Source organism: Pseudomonas salomonii (assembly GCF_900107155.1).
GTDB classification, from domain to species: Bacteria; Pseudomonadota; Gammaproteobacteria; order Pseudomonadales; family Pseudomonadaceae; genus Aquipseudomonas; species Aquipseudomonas salomonii.
The window spans coordinates 358,552-375,509 of the sequence record NZ_FNOX01000007.1; the positions used below are offsets into that span (position 1 = coordinate 358,552).

Below are 16,958 nucleotides of genomic sequence, written 5' to 3' on the forward strand. Positions count from 1 at the left end.
CAGTGTCAGTCAGCACATCTGATACTGATACACCGCCTTCGCGAGCAAGCCCGCTCCCACATTTTTTACCGCGTTGTGTCAGGCGTATTGCGCGGCCGCATAGCCGGACGCCCAGGCCCACTGGAAATTAAACCCACCCAGGTGACCGGTCACATCCAACACTTCACCAATAAAGTACAGCCCTGGGCTTTTCAGCGATTCCATGGTCTTGGACGACACTTCCCGCGTGTCCACGCCACCCAGCGTCACCTCGGCCGTGCGATAGCCTTCGGTGCCCGCGGGCACCAACTGCCAGCTCGACAGCTTTTGCGCAATGTCGGCCACTTCGGCGTGGGTGTATTGCTTCATCGGCTTGGACACAAACCAGCTCTGCGCCAACAGGTTGGCCATCTTCTTGGTGAAGATCTCACCCAGCAGGGTTTTCAGCTCGCTGTTGGGGTGCTCGACCTGTTGCTGTTGCAACCAGCTGTGCGCGTCGTGGTCGGGCAGCAGGTTGATTTCCACCGTGTCGCCGGTTTCCCAGTAGGACGAAATCTGCAGAATCGCCGGGCCACTGAGGCCACGGTGGGTAAACAGGATGTTCTCGCGAAAGCTCTGGTCGTTGCAGCTCACCAGGCAATCCACGGATGTACCGGACAGCTCGCCGCACAGTTCCTTGAGCTGGTCGGTGATGGTAAACGGCACCAAACCTGCGCGGGTCGGCAGCAGTTCGTGGCCAAATTGCTTGGCCACCTGGTAACCAAAACCGGTGGCGCCCAGGGTCGGAATCGACAGGCCGCCCGTGGCGATCACCAGGGATTCGCAGTGCAGTTCGCCCAAGGTGGTTTGCAACTGATAGCCGCCGTCGACTTTGGCGATTTCCTCGATGGAGGTGTCCAGGTGCAGGCTCACGCCGGTCTGGATGCATTCATCGAGCAGCATGCCGAGGATGTCGCTGGACTTGTTGTCGCAGAACAGCTGGCCGAGTTTTTTCTCGTGGTACGGCACGCCGTGCTTGGCCACCAGCCCGATGAAATCCCACTGGGTGTAGCGGGCCAGGGCGGATTTGCAGAAGTGCGCGTTGTGCGAGAGGAAGTTGGCCGGTTCGGTGTACATGTTGGTGAAATTGCAGCGGCCGCCGCCGGACATCAGGATCTTTTTGCCGGCCTTGTTGGCGTGGTCGATCAGCATCACCTTGCGCCCACGCCCGGCGGCGGTCAGTGCGCACATCAAGCCTGCGGCGCCGGCGCCAATGATCACAACTTCGGTCGAGCGCAAAACGGTGTCCTCATGTTCATCAGATCGTTCCCACGCTCTGCGTGGGAATGCCGCCATGGACGCTCTGCGTCCGCTTTGTGACGCACAACGTCACGGGATGCGTTCCCACGCGGAGCGTGGGAACGATCAGGTCAGAGGATGCGCACGCGCAACGAGCGGCCTTTGATCTTGCCGTCATTCAAACGCTGCAGCGCCTGTTTGGCGATCCCACGTTCCACGGCCACGAACGCCTGGAAATCAAAGATCGCGATCTTGCCGACCTGAGCACCCGGAATCCCGGCATCACCGGTCAGTGCACCAAGGATGTCGCCTGGGCGAACCTTGTCTTTACGGCCGGCGGCGATGCACAGCGTGCTCATCTGCGGCAGCAACGGGCCGCCGCTTTGCGGCTTGAGGTTGTCCAGTTGGTCCCAGTTCAGCGGCGACTTTTGCAGTTGCTCGATGGCCTGGGCGCGGTGCGCTTCGGACGGTGCCACCAGGCTGATGGCGATGCCGGTCTCACCGGCGCGACCGGTACGGCCCACGCGGTGGATGTGGATTTCCGAGTCGCGGGCCAGTTCGACGTTGATCACCATGTCCAGCGAATCAATGTCCAGGCCACGGGCGGCGACGTCGGTTGCCACCAGCACTGAAGTGCTGCGGTTGGCGAACATCGCCAGTACCTGGTCACGGTCGCGCTGTTCCAGGTCGCCATGCAGGCCGACGGCGGAGATGCCTTTGGCGGTCAGGTGATCCACGGTTTCCTGCACTTGCTGCTTGGTAAAGCAGAACGCCACGCAAGACGCCGGGCGGAAGTGCGCCAGCACCTTGGTCACCGCGTCCATGCGCTCTTCCGGCGAGATCTCGTAGAAACGCTGCTCGATCTGGTCGTCGGAATGGAAGGCTTCGGCTTTCACTTGCTGCGGCGCGCGCATGAACTTGGAGGCCAGCTGCTTGATGCTCACCGGGTAGGTGGCCGAGAACAGCAGGGTCTGGCGGCGTGGCGGGGTCTTGCTGATGATGTCTTCGATGGCGTCGTAGAAGCCCATATCGAGCATGCGGTCGGCTTCATCGAGGATCAGCGTGTTCAGGCCGTCCAGCACCAGCGAACCTTTGCGCAGGTGCTGCTGGATACGGCCTGGCGTGCCGACGATGACGTGGGCGCCATGTTCCAGCGAGGCGATTTGCGGGCCGAGGGACACGCCGCCGCACAGGGTCAGTACCTTGATGTTGTCTTCGGCACGCGCCAGGCGACGGATTTCCTTGGCGACCTGGTCGGCCAGCTCACGGGTCGGGCACATCACCAGCGCCTGGCAGCCGAAGTAACGCGGGTTGATCGGGTTGAGCAGGCCGATACCGAAGGCGGCGGTCTTGCCGCTGCCGGTCTTGGCTTGGGCGATGAGGTCCAGCCCCTTGAGGATCACCGGCAAGCTTTGCGCCTGGATCTGCGTCATCTCGACGTAACCCAGCGAGTCGAGGTTAGCCAGCATGGCGGCGGACAGGGGCAAAGTATTAAAAGCGGTGGCGATGGTAGTCACGGGACTGGCTCTGCAAAACAAAATGTCGCGCAGTGTACCAGCCCTGTGGGATTTTCCCTGCAAGTTCTAGACGAGAAGCCTGTTAATGCTCAAGGTCGTGCTCGCGGCTGACCACCCGTTTGCCGTCTTTTGGCGACAGTTGCAGGAAGATCGCCGCCGCCAGCATGGCCATGATGCCGACGGTAAGGAAGGTCAGCTGGAACGCGCCCAGCACGCTTTCCACGCCGTCATTGCCCGCTTCGGCAGTGAAGCCGCCGAGCAAGGCACCGGCACAGGCTACGCCCAGGCTCAAGGACAATTGCGCCACCACCGAGAGCAAACTGTTGCCGCTGCTGGCCTGGGCGTCGTCCAGGTCGATCAGGGTGACGGTGTTCATCGCGGTAAATTGCAGCGAGTTGATCGCCCCCAGCACCGCCAGCATGCACAGCAGCAGCGGGTAGGGCGTGTGTTCGCTGACCAGGCCCATGCTGGCCAGCATGATGCCCAGCGCCAGGGTGTTGCCGGTGAGCACAATGCGATAGCCCAGCCGCTCGATCAGTGGCCGCGCGATGGACTTGGCAAACATCGCCGCCGCTGCCAGGGGCAGCATGCTCATCCCGGCTTCGGAGGGCGAATAACCCAGTGCCACCTGCAGCAGCAACGGCACCAGAAAGGGCAGTGCGCCGCTGCCCAACCGGGCGAACAGATTGCCGAGGATGCCCACGGCAAAGGTGCGGGTTTTGAACAGCACCGGCGAGAACAGTGGGTTGTCGATATGCCCGGCACGCAGCCAGTACGCGGCCAGGCAGGCGAGCCCGCCGAACAACAGCAACATCACCCGCAGGTGCGGCAGGTGCAGTTCGCCCAGACCTTCCATGGCGATGGTGATCAGCACCATCGCCGCGCCAAACAGCACAAACCCCACACTGTCAAAGCGCGTGCGTTCGCTGCCGCGCAAGTCGGGGATGAGTTTCCACACGGCGTAGCAACCGACCATGCCCACCGGCAGGTTGATCAGGAAGATCCAGTGCCAGGTCAGGTATTGCACCATCCAGCCGCCCATGGTCGGGCCGAGCAACGGGCCGAGCAGGCCGGGAATGGTGATGAAGCCCATGATGCGCACCAGTTCGGAGCGCGGATAAGCACGCAGGACCACCAGCCGCCCGACCGGCAGCATCAGCGCACCGCCCAAACCCTGGATAACACGCGCGCCGACCAGCATGGTCAAGCTGCTCGACAAGGCGCACAGCAAGGAGCCGATGCTGAACAGCATGATTGCGCCGAAGAAGATTTTTTTGGTGCCGAAGCGGTCGGCCACCCAGCCCGAAGCCGGGATCAGCAAGGCGACGGTGAGCATGTAGGCGATCACCACCCCTTGCATGCGCAGCGGGTTTTCCGCCAAGTCCCGCGCCATGGCCGGCAGGGCGGTGTTGAGAATCGTCCCGTCCAGCGACTGCATGAAGAAGGCAATCGCTACCACCCAGGGTAGCCAGCGGGCGGTCTTGGCATCGAGAGGGGCGCGATTCGGCATATGAACCCTTTTTATTAGCAGGCTATGTGTTGGCGATTATGCGCCATCCGTCGCTCCTTTTCCCACTGGCGGTTCGTCTAATTCCGACAGGGTTGCGTGCTCTCCCACCAGGAAATCCAACAGTGCACGGTGCACCGCCATGGCGGCTTCGCGCGACTCCAGATCGAGCAGATGGCCGGTGTGTTCGGCGACCGCAAAGCTGCTGCGGCCGACATAGTGCTTGAACAACTGGGCCTCGGCCGCCGGCGTGTATTCATCCAGGGCGCCGTTGAGGAAGTGCACCGGGGTTTCGATCCGGGTCAGCGTCGGCAGGTAATTGCCATCGCCCAAGGCCAGCACCTGATGGATATGGAAACGCGCCTGGCGGTATTCGGTGGTGGCCATGCTCGACAGATGCCGATGGTTGTTGCGCTTGAGGCGCGGCGACAGGTATTTGCCGACGGTCTCGTTGAGCAAGTGGCCGACGGCGGATTTGTCATCGGCCTCGATCAGCACGCGCACGCGCTCCACGTAGTCGAGCATGGCCTGGTTGAGGTTGGGCGCCAGGGCCATCACCACCGAGCTTTCGATGGACGGCGGATTGTGGGCCAGGGTCAGCAAGGTGGAGATGCCGCCCCAGGAGGCCGACACCAGATGGTTGACCTCGAAGCGCTCCACCAGGGCGCGCAGGATTTGCACTTCGTCGTCCTTGGTCACAAGGTCGAGGTCGGTGTTGTGCTCGCGCGAATAGCCGGAGAAGGGCAGGTCGAACAGCAGCACATTAAAATGCTCCGCCAGGCATTTGCTGGTTCGCGCGAAAGAGCGGGTGGTAGACAGCGCGCCGTTGACCATCAACACGGTCTTTTTTCCCGAATCGTTTCCTAGCTGCTCAACATGAACGTTGTAGTGCTTGAACAGCTTCTCTATGACAAAACTTCCATGATTCATGTCAACGCTCCAGCTTGCCCTTCCCGGGCAAGGTCGTGCTCTCGTGGGATAGGTGGCGGTTTGCCACTAACCGTTATAACGAGGTTTTTTGCGGGCGACAACAGGCCGCACGGGGAGAAGTGTCAGATGGGATTTTGCGGTAGGAAGGGACGAAACCGGGTGCCTGAAAACGACGCAAAACTTTGTGGGAGCGGGCTTGCTCGCGAAAGCGGTGTGTCAGTCAATTCATCCGGAGACTGACACGACGCCTTCGCGAGCAAGCCCGCTCCCACAGGGGGAATTGCATTTACAGCGTGAGAGTAAGGCGCTTGACCAGCGCGCCAGGCAATAGATTGGACGAGGTATTGCGCTGGCTGTACGTACTCGCCGACAGCAGCAGTTCCCGTTCCGAGGTCAGCGCCTCAAGCTGCGAACCGAGCAGGCTGTAGACACTGTCATCAAACCGCATGGTGCTCACCGGCGCCTTGATTTCACCGTCTTCGACCCAGAACGTGGCGAAGCGCGTCATGCCGGTCAGGCGTGCCGCCGGCAAGTCCGAGTAGTTCAAGTACCACAGGTTGCTGATGTACAAGCCAGTGCCCAATTGCTTGAGGATATCGGCCTGGCCCAGGTCGCCGGCGGCCATCTGCAAGGCGCTGGGCGACTCGTCGCTGCTGGCACCGTTGGTGCTCAGGCCATATTCGGCAGCGCTGCGCGAGTTGATCAGTTGGCCCTGGGCTTTACCGGCGTTGATCAGCGTGACATCGCTGCGCGGGTAGCCTTCGGTGGAAAATGCCTGGCTCAGGGAACCGCTGATCTGCTCATCGACCCTCACCAGTGGGCTCAGCGACTGCTCACCCGTGTAGAGCTTTTGCAAGCAACTGCCTTTGCTGGCGATGGCCTGGGCGGAAAACCCGCCCCAGGTGACGATGCTGAAGATTTCTTCCAGCGCCGCCGGGGCAAGGTAGGCGCGGTACTGGCCGGGAGGCAGCTTGTGCAGCGGGCGGCCAAGGAACGCCAGCTGCTCGCGCGCCCGCTGGAAACGCTCAATGAACGCGGCGCTGTCCCAGGTGTGCCCGGCGTAGCTGGCCTTTACCGCTTCGCCATTGGCGTGGAACAGGCTGAAATCGAAGTTGAAACTATTGGCCTGGTGCCAACCGAACGCGCCGTCGGAGCTGGCAAAGCCACGGCTGATCGGGCCGGCAGCATAGAAGCCCACCAGGTCCACACCGTCGGCGGCCTGGCTGATATCTGCCAGCACCTGAGCCAGCTCCGGCAACGGTCGCAGTTGTTCGTTGTGGTTTTGCCAGGCGTTGTGGTTCAGCAGCAGGTACGGATCCTGCGGCAACAATGGCAGGGTTTCGCGCAGTTGTTGCAGGCCATCGGCGAGGCGCTGGCGATCCAGCTCCGGCTCGCCCGCCAGGGTGATGCCGAGGTCGGCGTGGCGGCCATCGTTGATCAGCTTGAGGTTGAGGCTGGCCTGTTGCACCTGGCCGGCTTGGCGCACCTTGGCGTGGTTGAAACGCACAAACTCCGACGACTCGTCAGCGTAGCCCAGGTGAAACTGTTCCTTGTCGGTGACGGCTTGTTTGAGCCAGTTCACCAGTGCCTTGAAGTTGTTCATCAGGCATCTCCCCCGAACACGTCGATATCACTGAACACACAGGCCGGTGAGGCGTGGCCCACGCGGATCACCTGGTTGGGTTCGCCTTTGCCGCAGTTGGGCGTGCCTAACACCTGGAAGGTGCTGGCGTCGCCGACGGCGCTGAGGTTGCGCCAGAACTGCGCGGAGATGGCACGGTAGTTGGGGTTTTTGACCACACCCTTGAGTTCGCCGTTTTCGATCAACTGGCCCCACTCGCAGCCGAACTGGAATTTATTGCGCGCGTCATCAATGGACCAGGAACGGTTGGTACTCATCAGAATGCCGTGCTCGATGCCGCTGACCAGTTCGGCCTGGGTCTTGTCGCCTGCCTCGATATTGAGGTTGGCCATGCGGTCGATGGGCGGCCGGTTCCAGCCGCACGCGCGGCTGTTGGCCACGCCTGGCAGGTTCGCGCGAAATTGCGACAGCGCGCCACCCAAGGGCTTGAGCAACAGGCCATCGCGGATCAGAAATTGTTTGCTGGCGGCCGTGCCGTCGTCGTCATGCCCATAGCTGGCGAGCTGTTCGGGGATGTTCGGGTCGAAGGTCACGTTGAGCAAGGGCGAGCCGTATTGCAGGTGGCCGAAGTCGCTGGCTTTCACAAAACTGGTGCCGGCGTAGTTACGCTCATCGCCCAGAATGCGGTCCAGTTCCAGCGGATGGCCGATGGACTCGTGGATCTGCAGGATCATCTGGTCGGGCATCAGCAGCAGGTCGCGTGGGCCGTGGGGCGTGTTCGGCGCGAGCAGCAGTTGCAGGGCTTCGTCGGCGACCGTACGGGCGGCGCCGGCCAGGCCGAAGCGGCGAATCACGTTCGCACTGCCTTGCTGGCCGAAGTTGGTGCCGCCCAGGGTGCGGGTCTGGCTGTCGTTGCCGTCGAACGCGGTGACGCTCAGGCCCGGAAAGACGAAACGCTGGGCCTGGCGCAGCTCGGCGCCGGCACTGTTGAGGTAGATCTGCTCAACGTGCGTGGTGCCCAGGCTGACTTCCCAACTCACCAGACGCTCATCCTTGGGAACGCTGGCGGATTCATCGCCGAGCAGTTGGTAGCAGTCGCTCAGGGATGGGAAGGGCTGGTCGAGGTCGGGCGACAGGTAGTCGGCCACGTCGCTGGAAACCTGCTGTTGGTGCAGGTCGAGCAGGGCGTGGGGCGAAATCTGCCGGGCTTGCTGCTCGGCGCGCTCAAGGGCGGCTTGCAGGCCGGCGAGGGAAATATCGTTGGTTGCGGCGTAGGCTTCCACGCCATTGAGGCGCACCGTGAGCATCGCGCCCTCGTCGTGGCTCAGGTGTGGCGGCTCGGCGACGTTCTTGCGGACCGACAGGTACTGGCCGGATTCGCGCACATAACGCAGCGAGAAAAATTCGGCACGGGCGCGCAGGGCACTGAAGTGTTGTTTGAGGGTGGGGTGGGCGTCGAACATCGGGACCTCCTTGAGGGCAGCGCAGTCCCAGAGGCTAGCATAGGTGATCGTTCCCACGCTCTGCGTGGGAATGCCGCCTTGGACGCTCTGCGTCCGCTTTTGAAGGTCGTGACGCAGAGCGTCACAGGATGCATTCCCACGCAGAGCGTGGGAACGATCAACGGGTTACTGCGCGGTCGGGCCGACTTCACGCATCGGCTTGCCACGCACCGGCGCATCGCCTGCCACGTAGTAATCCGCCGTGCTGCGCGGCAGCGGCTGGCGGCCACGGATCTTGTCGGCAATTTTCTCGGCGATCATGATCGTCGGCGCGTTGAGGTTGCCGGTGGTGATGATCGGCATGATCGACGCATCCACAACACGCAAGCCCTGCATGCCATGCACGCGGCCTTCGGCATCCACTACGGCCATCTCGTCGGTGCCCATTTTGCACGAGCAGGACGGGTGGAACGCAGTTTCGGCGTGCTCGCGGATGAACTTGTCCAGCTGCTCATCGGTTTGCACGTCAATACCTGGGCTGATTTCACGGCCACGGTATTGGTCGAGTGCCGGCTGCTGCATGATTTCGCGGGTCAGGCGAATGCCATCGCGGAATTCCTGCCAGTCCTGTTCGGTGGCCATGTAGTTGAAGAGGATGCTCGGGTAGTCCCGAGGGTTCTTCGACTTCAATTGCACGCGGCCACGGCTTGGCGAACGCATGGAGCCCATGTGCGCCTGGAAACCGTGCTCTTTCACACCGTTGCTGCCGTTGTAGTTAATCGCGACCGGCAGGAAGTGGTACTGGATGTTCGGCCAATCGAAGTCTTCACGGGTGCGGATAAAACCGCCCGCTTCGAACTGGTTGCTGGCGCCGATGCCGGTGCCGTTGAACAGCCATTCCGCACCGATAGCCGGTTGGTTGTACCAGAGCAGCGACGGGTACAGCGACACTGGCTGGGTGCAGGCGTATTGCAGGTACAGCTCAAGGTGGTCCTGCAGGTTTTCGCCGACGCCGGGCAGGTCGTGGACCACCGGGATGTCGAGGCTTTCCAGCAGTTTGGCCGGGCCCACACCGGAGCGTTGCAGCAGTTGCGGCGAAGCGATGGCGCCGCTGCACACCAGTACTTCTTTACGCGCACGGGCTTCAACGCGCTCTTCGGCCGCGCCGATCAGGTAACGCACGCCCACGGCACGCTTGCCTTCAAACAACACTTTGTCGGTAAGGGCGTGGGTGACGATGGTCAGGGTCGAGCGCTTCTTGGCCGTGTCCAGGTAACCGCGTGCGGTGCTGGCGCGACGGCCTTTAGGCGTGACGGTACGGTCCATCGGGCCGAAGCCTTCTTGCTGGTAGCCGTTCAAGTCGTCGGTACGCGGGTAACCGGCCTGTACGCCGGCTTCAACCATGGCGTGGAACAGCGGGTTGTTGCCGGCTTTCGGCGTGGTCACGCTGACCGGGCCGTCGCCACCGTGGTAGTCGTTGGGGCCGATGTCGCGGGTTTCGGCTTTACGGAAATAGGGCAGGCAGTCGAGGTAGGTCCAGTTTTCCAGACCGGGCAGTTTTGCCCAGTTGTCGTAGTCCAGGGCGTTGCCACGGATGTAGCACATGCCGTTGATCAGCGAAGAACCGCCCAGGCCTTTGCCGCGACCGCATTCCATCCGACGGCCGTCCATGTGTGGCTCTGGGTCGGTTTCGTAGGCCCAGTTGTAGCGACGGCCTTGCAGCGGGAACGCCAGCGCGGCCGGCATTTGGGTACGGAAGTCAAAACGGTAGTCCGGGCCGCCGGCTTCCAGCAGCAGGACGGTGACGCCTTCGTCTTCGGTCAGACGGGTCGCCAGGGTGTTACCGGCGGAGCCGGCACCCACAATGATGTAATCGTATTCTTGGGACATTGGATGCACCCTCTTTTGAGATGGTCAGGTCGGGCCTCATCGCAGGCAAGCCGGCTCCCACATTTGATTGGGTTCATACAGCACAAAATGTGGGAGCCGGGCTTGCCCGCGATGGCGGCCTCGCGGGCAATACAACGCTCGGATTTAGAACACCGAGGCGTAGTCGCCCAGCTCAACCTGTACCGATTTGATGCGGGTGAAGTTGTTCAGCGAGCTGATGCCGTTCTCACGGCCCACACCGGATTGCTTGTAGCCACCGACCGGCATCTTGGCGTCGGATTCGCCCCAGGCGTTGATCCAGCAGATACCCGCTTCCAGCTGATGAATCACGCGGTGGGCGCGGTTCAGGTCCTTGGTCACCAGACCTGCGGCCAGGCCGAAGTCGGTGTCGTTGGCGCGGCGGATCACTTCTTCTTCGGTCTCGTAAGTGAGGATGCTCATCACTGGGCCGAAGATTTCTTCACGGACGATGGTCATCTCGTCAGTGCAGTCAGTGAACACAGTCGGAGCCACATAAGCGCCTTTGGCGAATTCGCCGTCGGTCAGACGGTCGCCGCCGCACAGTACGCGGGCGCCTTCTTCCTTACCTTTGGCGATGTAGCCGAGCACGCTTTCCATGTGGGCGAAGCTGACCAGCGGGCCGAAGTTGGTGTTTTCGTCTTGTGGGTTGCCGACGCGAATGCGCGCAACACGCTCAACGATCTTGGCTTCGAACGCCGCTTGCAGGTGCTTGGGCACGAACACGCGAGTGCCGTTGGTGCAGACCTGACCGGAGCTGTAGAAGTTGGCCATCATGGCGATGTCGGCGGCGCGATCCAGGTCGGCGTCTTCGAACACGATCAGCGGGGACTTGCCGCCCAGTTCCATGGTCACTTCTTTGAGCGAAGAGCTCGAAGCGCTGGCCATAACCTTCTTGCCGGTGTCGGTGCCGCCGGTGAACGAGACTTTCTCGATGCGCGGGTGCTCGGTCAGCCAGGTGCCGACTTCACGGCCGCTGCCGGTCAATACGTTGAACACGCCAGCCGGTACGCCGGCTTCGGTGTAGATCTCGGCCAGTTTCAGGGTGGTCAGCGAAGTGACTTCGCTTGGCTTGAAGATCATTGCGTTACCCGCCGCCAGGGCCGGTGCGGATTTCCACAGGGCGATCTGGATCGGGTAGTTCCACGCGCCGATACCGGCCACCACGCCCAGCGGCTCGCGGCGGGTATAGACGAACGAAGTGTCGCGCAACGGGATCTGCTCGCCTTCGATGGCCGGCACCAGGCCTGCATAGTATTCCAGCACGTCGGCGCCGGTGACGATGTCGACGTATTGGGTTTCGGAGAAGGCTTTACCGGTGTCCAGGGTTTCCAGGGCGGCCAGTTCATCGTTGCGCTCGCGCAGGATGTCGACGGCACGACGCAGGATGCGCGAACGCTCCATGGCGGTCATGGCAGCCCAGATTTTCTGGCCTTTTTCGGCGCTGACCACGGCACGTTCCACGTCTTCCTTGGTGGCGCGTTGCACTTGGGCGAGAACTTCACCGTTAGCCGGGTTGATGGCTTCGAAGGTGGCATCGCTGCCAGCGTCGCTGTAGCCGCCGTCAATGTAGAGTTTTTGCAGTTCGAAACGGGCCATAAAGTCCTCGCAAGTGCATAAGTGGTTGGCGTTACCCGCCGCCAGTGGGCCATGGGGTTGTGGCAACACTGGGCGGCAGACGTTCAGGGGTTGAGCGGTTATGTGTGCTCTAACTCACCTGCTTGGCCAATTGGAAATCCATGTATTCGTAAGCGATCCGTTGCGCCTGCTCCGTGTCGAAAGCGTCTCCCGACAGGGCGCCGCGCAACCACAAACCGTCGATCAGGGCCGCCAGGCCTCTGGCTGCTTTGCGTGCGTGCGGCAGCGGCAGCACTCGGCGGAACTGGCAGCACAGGTTGGAATACAGACGTTGATCGTTGATCCGCTGCAACCTGTGCAATGACGGGTGGTGCATGCTGGCGGCCCAGAAGGCCAGCCAGGTTTTCATTGCCGGTCCGTTGACCTGGCTGGCGTCAAAGTTGCCCTCGATGATCACCCGAAGGTGGGCACGGGGGCTGTCGTCTTTCAACGCTTGCCTGCGTTCGTGGACGTTCTCGATCAGCACATTCATCAAGTACCGCATCGTTGCGGCGATCAGGCCGTTCTTGTCCTGAAAGTAGTGACTGATGATGCCGTTCGAGACGCCGGCCAAACGGGCGATCAGCGCAATGCTGGCATCTCCCATTCCAACCTGATCGATGGCCGTCAAAGTGGCTTCGATCAACTGCTGGCGGCGTATGGGTTGCATACCGACCTTGGGCATGTAGCACCTCTCCTTAGGCCTGCCGTTGGGCGATAAACGCCCGTCGGCTTGATGGCCAGTCTATTTTGTTTTGATTGAACGTTCAATCAACAAAGAATAAGATCTGCGACAAATGGTCGCTGCCTACAGATTTTTCCTACCTGTGAGCGACGTCCTCTGACACCTGCAAAAACCCTTGAAACAGGCCGAATCAGGGCCTGGCCACTGCCTCGACGAGGCTCAAGAATTTTCGGGGTGTCTTTATAACACCCGTCCGTCGACTGCCGAAAAATCGATGTCCCGGGATAACCGTTGCCTTGTGTTTCTCTCTCGCACTGCCCGGAGCATCTGCGCCATGAGTTCTGCCTCTCTTATAAAGACCCCGCCGGAAAAGGTCAGGGTCAACGGTTGGGTGTTCTACACCTCCACCGCGCTCATTCTGTTGTTGACCGCCATTTTGATCATCGCCCCGCAGGAGGCCGGGCGCATGCTCGGCATAGCCCAGGCGTGGCTGTCGAAAAGCTTCGGCTGGTACTACATGGTGGTCATCGCTGCCTACCTGGTGTTTGTGGTCGGCCTGGCGTTTTCGTCCTACGGTAAATTGAAACTGGGCAGCAAGGACGACACCCCGGACTTCAGCTACGGCGCCTGGGCCGGCATGCTGTTCTCGTCCGGCATCGGCATCTCGCTGCTGTATTTCGGGGCTTCCGAGCCGTTGGATCACTACTTCAACCCGCCCGAAGGCGCCGCCGCCAGCAATGGCGCAGCCCGCCAGGCGTTGCAGTTGACGTTCCTGCACTGGGGCCTGCACGGCTGGGCGATTTATGCGCTGGTCGGCCTGGCCGTGGCGTACTTCGCGTACCGTCATAACCAGCCGCTGGCCTTGCGTTCGGCACTGTACCCGCTGGTGGGCGAGCGTTGGGTCAAAGGCGCAGCCGGTCACGCGGTGGACGGTTTCGGCATGTTCGTGACCCTGCTGGGCCTGGTGACGAACCTGGGGATTGGTTCGATGCAAGTGTCGTCGGGCCTTGAAAATCTGTTCGGCATGCAGCACAGCAACACCAACCTGCTGATCGTGATCATCGTGATGAGTACCGTAGCGACCATCGCCGCCGTGTCGGGTGTGGAAAACGGCATTCGCCGCCTGTCCAACCTCAACATCGTGTTGTTCAGCGGCTTGCTGATCTTTGTGCTGTTGTTTGGCCCGACCCTGCACCTGCTCAATGGCCTGGTGCAGAACACCGGTGACTACCTCAACGGCATCATCCTGAAAACATTCGACCTGTATGTGTACGAAGGCGATGCCGACAAGACCGAGCGCTGGATGGGCCTGTGGACCCTGTTCTACTGGGCCTGGTGGATTTCCTGGGCGCCATTTTTCGGCATGTTCATCGCGCGTATTTCCCGTGGTCGTACGGTGCGTGAGCTGGTGGCCGGCGTGCTGCTGATCCCGCTGGGCTTCACCCTGGCGTGGTTGTCGATCTTCGGTAACTCGGCGCTGGACCTGGTGTTGAACCACGGTGCGGTGGAGTTGGGCAAGACGGCGCTGGAACAACCGTCGATGGCCATCTACCAACTGCTTGAGCATTACCCGGCGTCGAAAATCGTGATCGGTGTGTCGATCTTCGTGGGCTTTGTGCTGTTCCTGACCCCGGCGGATTCCGGCGCGGTGATGATGGCCAACCTGTCCTGCAAGGGCGGCAATGTGGATGAAGATGCGCCGCACTGGTTGCGGATCTTCTGGTCGGCGGTGATCACTCTGGTGACCATCGGCCTGCTGTTCGCGGGTAACTTCGAAGCCATGCAAACCATGGTGGTGCTGGCGGGGCTGCCGTTCTCGGTGGTGCTGATTCTGTTTATGTTCGGTTTGCACAAGGCGATGCGCCAGGATGTGGCCATCGAACAGGAGCAGGCGCAATTGGCCGAACGTGGTCGTCGTGGTTTCAGCGAGCGTTTGACCGCCCTGGACCTGCAACCGAGCCAGGGCACTGTGCAGCGCTTTATGGACAAGCACGTTACGCCGGCGTTGGAAGAGGCGGCGGCAACCTTGCGTGAGCAAGGGCTGGAGGTGCAGACGCTGCTGGGTAAATCCAAGCGCTGCATCGGTGTGCGTATCGAGATGGAAGAGGGCAACCCGTTTGTCTATGAAGTGAGCCTGGATGCTTACTCCTCGGCACCGAGCGACCTGCCCGAAGAAGAGCGCACCCGCTACTACCGGGCCGAGGTCTACCTGCACAACGGACCTCAGGAATATGACCTGATGGGCTTCGCCCAGGAGCAGATCACCCGGGACGTGCTCGATCAGTTTGAGAGCCATCGGCAGCTCCTTGGCCGTGTCTATAGCTGATGGTTGAGCTTGAATGATCGTTCCCACGCTCCGCGTGGGAATGCCTCCTGTGACGCTCCGCGTCACGATTTCAAGAGCGGACGCAGAGCGTCCAGGGCGGCATTCCCACGCGGAGCGTGGGAACGATCAGGCGACTAACCCAGGTTCTTGCCCAGCAGGGCATGGTACAGCTCGCTATCCCCCAGAATCCCCACCACCTGGTTGTTGTTATGCAACACCAGCTTGTTCCCCGTGTGATACCGGATCTGCAACGCATCGCGCATGCCGATATTGGAATCCACCAGCGTCGGTACCCGGCCCAAACCTTCCACCGGTTGCCCCGGCGCCCAGTTCTGCAGGTTCAACGGCGTGCCGTTCTGGCGTGCGCCCTTGATCACATTGCCTTCGGCCAGGTCCAGCCACGAATCGCCGCCCGGGTCCAGGCTGATGGAGCCGTTGACGTGGGTGCAGTTCTCTACGGTGCGCATCAGGCTGCGCCCGCACAGCACGTTCAGCGGGTTGGTATGGGCGACGAAGGTACGCACATAGTCGTCCGCCGGGTTCAGCACGATCTCTTCCGGCACGCTGTACTGGATGATCTTGCCGTCTTTCATGATCGCGATGCGGCTGCCGAGTTTCAGTGCCTCATCCAGGTCATGGCTCACGAACACGATGGTCTTGCTCAGCTTGCGTTGCAGCTCCAGCAATTCATCTTGCAGGCCTTGGCGGATCAGCGGGTCGAGGGCCGAGAAGGGTTCGTCCATCAGCAGGATATCGGCGTCCATCGCCAGGGCGCGGGCCAGGCCGACGCGCTGCTGCATGCCGCCGGACAGCTCGTCGGGCTTCTTGTTACGCCATTGGGCCAGGCCCACCAGTTCGAGTTTTTCATCCACCAGCGCACGCCGTTCTTTCTCCGGGCGGCCCTGCATCTCCAAGCCAAAGCTGATGTTCTCGCGCACCGTCAGCCACGGCATCAACGCGAACTTCTGGAACACCATGGCGATGCGCTTGGTGCGCATCATTTTCAGCTCGGCCGGTGTGCACGAAGCGATGTCGATCTGGCGACCTTCATGCTCCACAAACAGTTGGCCACGGCTTACGGTGTTGAGGCCGTTGATGCAGCGCAGCAGGCTTGATTTGCCGGAGCCGGACAGGCCCATCAGCACGCAGATCTCGCCTTTTTCAATGTCCAGGCTGGCTTTTTCAACGCCGACGATCTGCCCGGTCTTTTTCAGGATCTCGTTACGGCTCATGCCCTGGTCCAGCAGCTTGAGCGCTTCGCGTGGGTCTTTGGAGAAGATCACGTCGACATTGTCGAATCGGATAATGCTCATGCATCACCCCCTACTTTGGCGTCGGGTTGTTTGCAGATGCGGTCGAGCATGATGGCCAGCAATACGATTGCCAGGCCGGCTTCAAAGCCCAGGGCGATGTCGGCGGTGTTGAGTGCGTTGACCACCGGCTTGCCGAGGCCGTCGGCGCCCACCAGGGCCGCGATCACCACCATCGACAACGACAGCATGATGCATTGGGTAATGCCGGCGGCAATGCTCGGCATGGCGTGGGGCAGTTCAATGCGTGAGAGCAACTGACGGCGCGAGCAGCCAAAGGCCTTGCCCGCGTCCATCAACTCTTGCGGTACATCGCGGATACCCAGGTAGGTCAGGCGGATAGGCGCGGCAATCGCGAACACCACCGTAGAGATCAAGCCAGGCACCACACCCAGCCCGAAGAGGGTCAGGGTTGGGATGAGGTAGACGAAGGTCGGCACGGTCTGCATCAGATCGAGCACCGGCCGCATCATGGTGTAGAACAGCGGTTTGTGCGCGGCAACAATGCCCAGCGGCACACCGATGACCACGCAGACCAGGGTGGCGAACAACACCTGGGCGAGGGTTTCCATGGTTTCCTGCCAGTACCCCAGGTTGAGGATCAGCAGGAAGGAGGCGATGACAAAAACGGTCAGGCCCCATTTGCGTTGAATAAAGTGAGCCAGCAGCGCAATCAGACCGATCAATGCCAGCGGATTGAACCAGGTCAGCGCGAACGTCACGCCGTGGATCATCGTTTCCAGGGTCGATGCGATTGCGTCGAAATAGTTGGCACCATGTTTGGTCAACCATTCGACGAAGGCAGCGATGTACTGGCCTAGTGGGATTTTCTGTTCAGTCAGCATGGTAGTGAATGTCCACATGCGAAGGGGAAAAC

12 protein-coding genes are annotated in these 16,958 nt (G+C 61.3%); 1 reads left to right on the forward strand and 11 read right to left on the reverse strand.

Features of this window, described 5'->3' with window-relative positions; all coding sequences use genetic code 11:
• Positions 1 to 78 precede the first annotated feature (78 nt).
• The 9 genes from BLV67_RS18220 to betI form a co-directional block, all read right to left on the reverse strand.
• Positions 79 to 1,257: a BaiN/RdsA family NAD(P)/FAD-dependent oxidoreductase gene (locus tag BLV67_RS18220; protein ID WP_065929466.1), complete on the reverse strand. Its 1,179-nt coding sequence runs from the start codon at positions 1,255 to 1,257 to the stop codon at positions 79 to 81.
• 131 nt (positions 1,258 to 1,388) lie between these two features.
• A complete protein-coding gene (gene dbpA, locus BLV67_RS18225) occupies positions 1,389 to 2,726 on the reverse strand; it encodes an ATP-dependent RNA helicase DbpA (protein ID WP_232626477.1) in 1,338 nt (445 codons plus the stop codon).
• 130 nt (positions 2,727 to 2,856) lie between these two features.
• A complete protein-coding gene (mdtD, locus tag BLV67_RS18230; protein WP_065929465.1) occupies positions 2,857 to 4,284 on the reverse strand; it encodes a multidrug transporter subunit MdtD in 1,428 nt (475 codons plus the stop codon).
• Between the two features lie 36 nt (positions 4,285 to 4,320).
• Positions 4,321 to 5,211: an alpha/beta fold hydrolase gene (locus tag BLV67_RS18235; RefSeq protein WP_069786987.1), complete on the reverse strand. Its 891-nt coding sequence runs from the start codon at positions 5,209 to 5,211 to the stop codon at positions 4,321 to 4,323.
• A 286-nt stretch (positions 5,212 to 5,497) separates the two neighbouring features.
• Positions 5,498 to 6,814 (reverse strand): TldD/PmbA family protein, encoded by a 1,317-nt coding sequence (locus BLV67_RS18240; RefSeq protein ID WP_069786988.1) that lies wholly within the window; start codon positions 6,812 to 6,814, stop codon positions 5,498 to 5,500.
• Entirely contained in the window at positions 6,814 to 8,256 is a 1,443-nt protein-coding gene (locus BLV67_RS18245; protein WP_069786989.1) for a TldD/PmbA family protein, read from the reverse strand. The genes BLV67_RS18240 and BLV67_RS18245 overlap by 1 nt, the downstream gene beginning before the upstream one ends.
• Positions 8,257 to 8,421: 165 nt before the next feature.
• Positions 8,422 to 10,125, reverse strand: a complete 1,704-nt coding sequence (gene betA / locus BLV67_RS18250) for a choline dehydrogenase (RefSeq protein WP_065929461.1) — start codon at positions 10,123 to 10,125, stop codon at positions 8,422 to 8,424.
• A 144-nt stretch (positions 10,126 to 10,269) separates the two neighbouring features.
• Positions 10,270 to 11,742 carry a betaine-aldehyde dehydrogenase gene (betB, locus tag BLV67_RS18255; protein WP_017139377.1) on the reverse strand — a complete coding sequence of 491 codons (1,473 nt, stop codon included), beginning with the start codon at positions 11,740 to 11,742 and terminating at the stop codon, positions 10,270 to 10,272.
• A 109-nt stretch (positions 11,743 to 11,851) separates the two neighbouring features.
• Positions 11,852 to 12,445: a transcriptional regulator BetI gene (gene betI / locus BLV67_RS18260; RefSeq protein WP_065929460.1), complete on the reverse strand. Its 594-nt coding sequence runs from the start codon at positions 12,443 to 12,445 to the stop codon at positions 11,852 to 11,854.
• 391 nt (positions 12,446 to 12,836) lie between these two features.
• On the opposite strand from betI, the gene BLV67_RS18265 reads away from it, so the two are divergent.
• Positions 12,837 to 14,771, forward strand: a complete 1,935-nt coding sequence (locus BLV67_RS18265; protein ID WP_244160724.1) for a BCCT family transporter — start codon at positions 12,837 to 12,839, stop codon at positions 14,769 to 14,771.
• A gap of 134 nt (positions 14,772 to 14,905) precedes the next feature.
• Here the strand turns inward: BLV67_RS18265 and choV are convergent, their stop codons facing one another.
• Entirely contained in the window at positions 14,906 to 16,084 is a 1,179-nt protein-coding gene (gene choV / locus BLV67_RS18270) for a choline ABC transporter ATP-binding protein (RefSeq protein ID WP_017139375.1), read from the reverse strand.
• Positions 16,081 to 16,926, reverse strand: coding sequence for a choline ABC transporter permease subunit (gene choW, locus BLV67_RS18275; protein WP_017139374.1), 846 nt, complete (start codon positions 16,924 to 16,926; stop codon positions 16,081 to 16,083). Before choW ends, choV begins: the two co-directional genes overlap by 4 nt.
• Between the last annotated feature and the right edge of the window lie 32 nt (positions 16,927 to 16,958).

Coding starts and splice junctions, on each gene's coding strand:
- dbpA (WP_232626477.1), bottom strand. CDS start 2,726: ATGCTGGCTAACCTCGACTCGCTGGGTTACGTCGAGATGACGCAGATC.
- mdtD (WP_065929465.1), bottom strand. CDS start 4,284: ATGCCGAATCGCGCCCCTCTCGATGCCAAGACCGCCCGCTGGCTACCC.
- BLV67_RS18235 (WP_069786987.1), bottom strand. CDS start 5,211: ATGAATCATGGAAGTTTTGTCATAGAGAAGCTGTTCAAGCACTACAAC.
- BLV67_RS18240 (WP_069786988.1), bottom strand. CDS start 6,814: ATGAACAACTTCAAGGCACTGGTGAACTGGCTCAAACAAGCCGTCACC.
- BLV67_RS18245 (WP_069786989.1), bottom strand. CDS start 8,256: ATGTTCGACGCCCACCCCACCCTCAAACAACACTTCAGTGCCCTGCGC.
- betA (WP_065929461.1), bottom strand. CDS start 10,125: ATGTCCCAAGAATACGATTACATCATTGTGGGTGCCGGCTCCGCCGGT.
- betB (WP_017139377.1), bottom strand. CDS start 11,742: ATGGCCCGTTTCGAACTGCAAAAACTCTACATTGACGGCGGCTACAGC.
- betI (WP_065929460.1), bottom strand. CDS start 12,445: ATGCCCAAGGTCGGTATGCAACCCATACGCCGCCAGCAGTTGATCGAA.
- choV (WP_017139375.1), bottom strand. CDS start 16,084: ATGAGCATTATCCGATTCGACAATGTCGACGTGATCTTCTCCAAAGAC.
- choW (WP_017139374.1), bottom strand. CDS start 16,926: ATGCTGACTGAACAGAAAATCCCACTAGGCCAGTACATCGCTGCCTTC.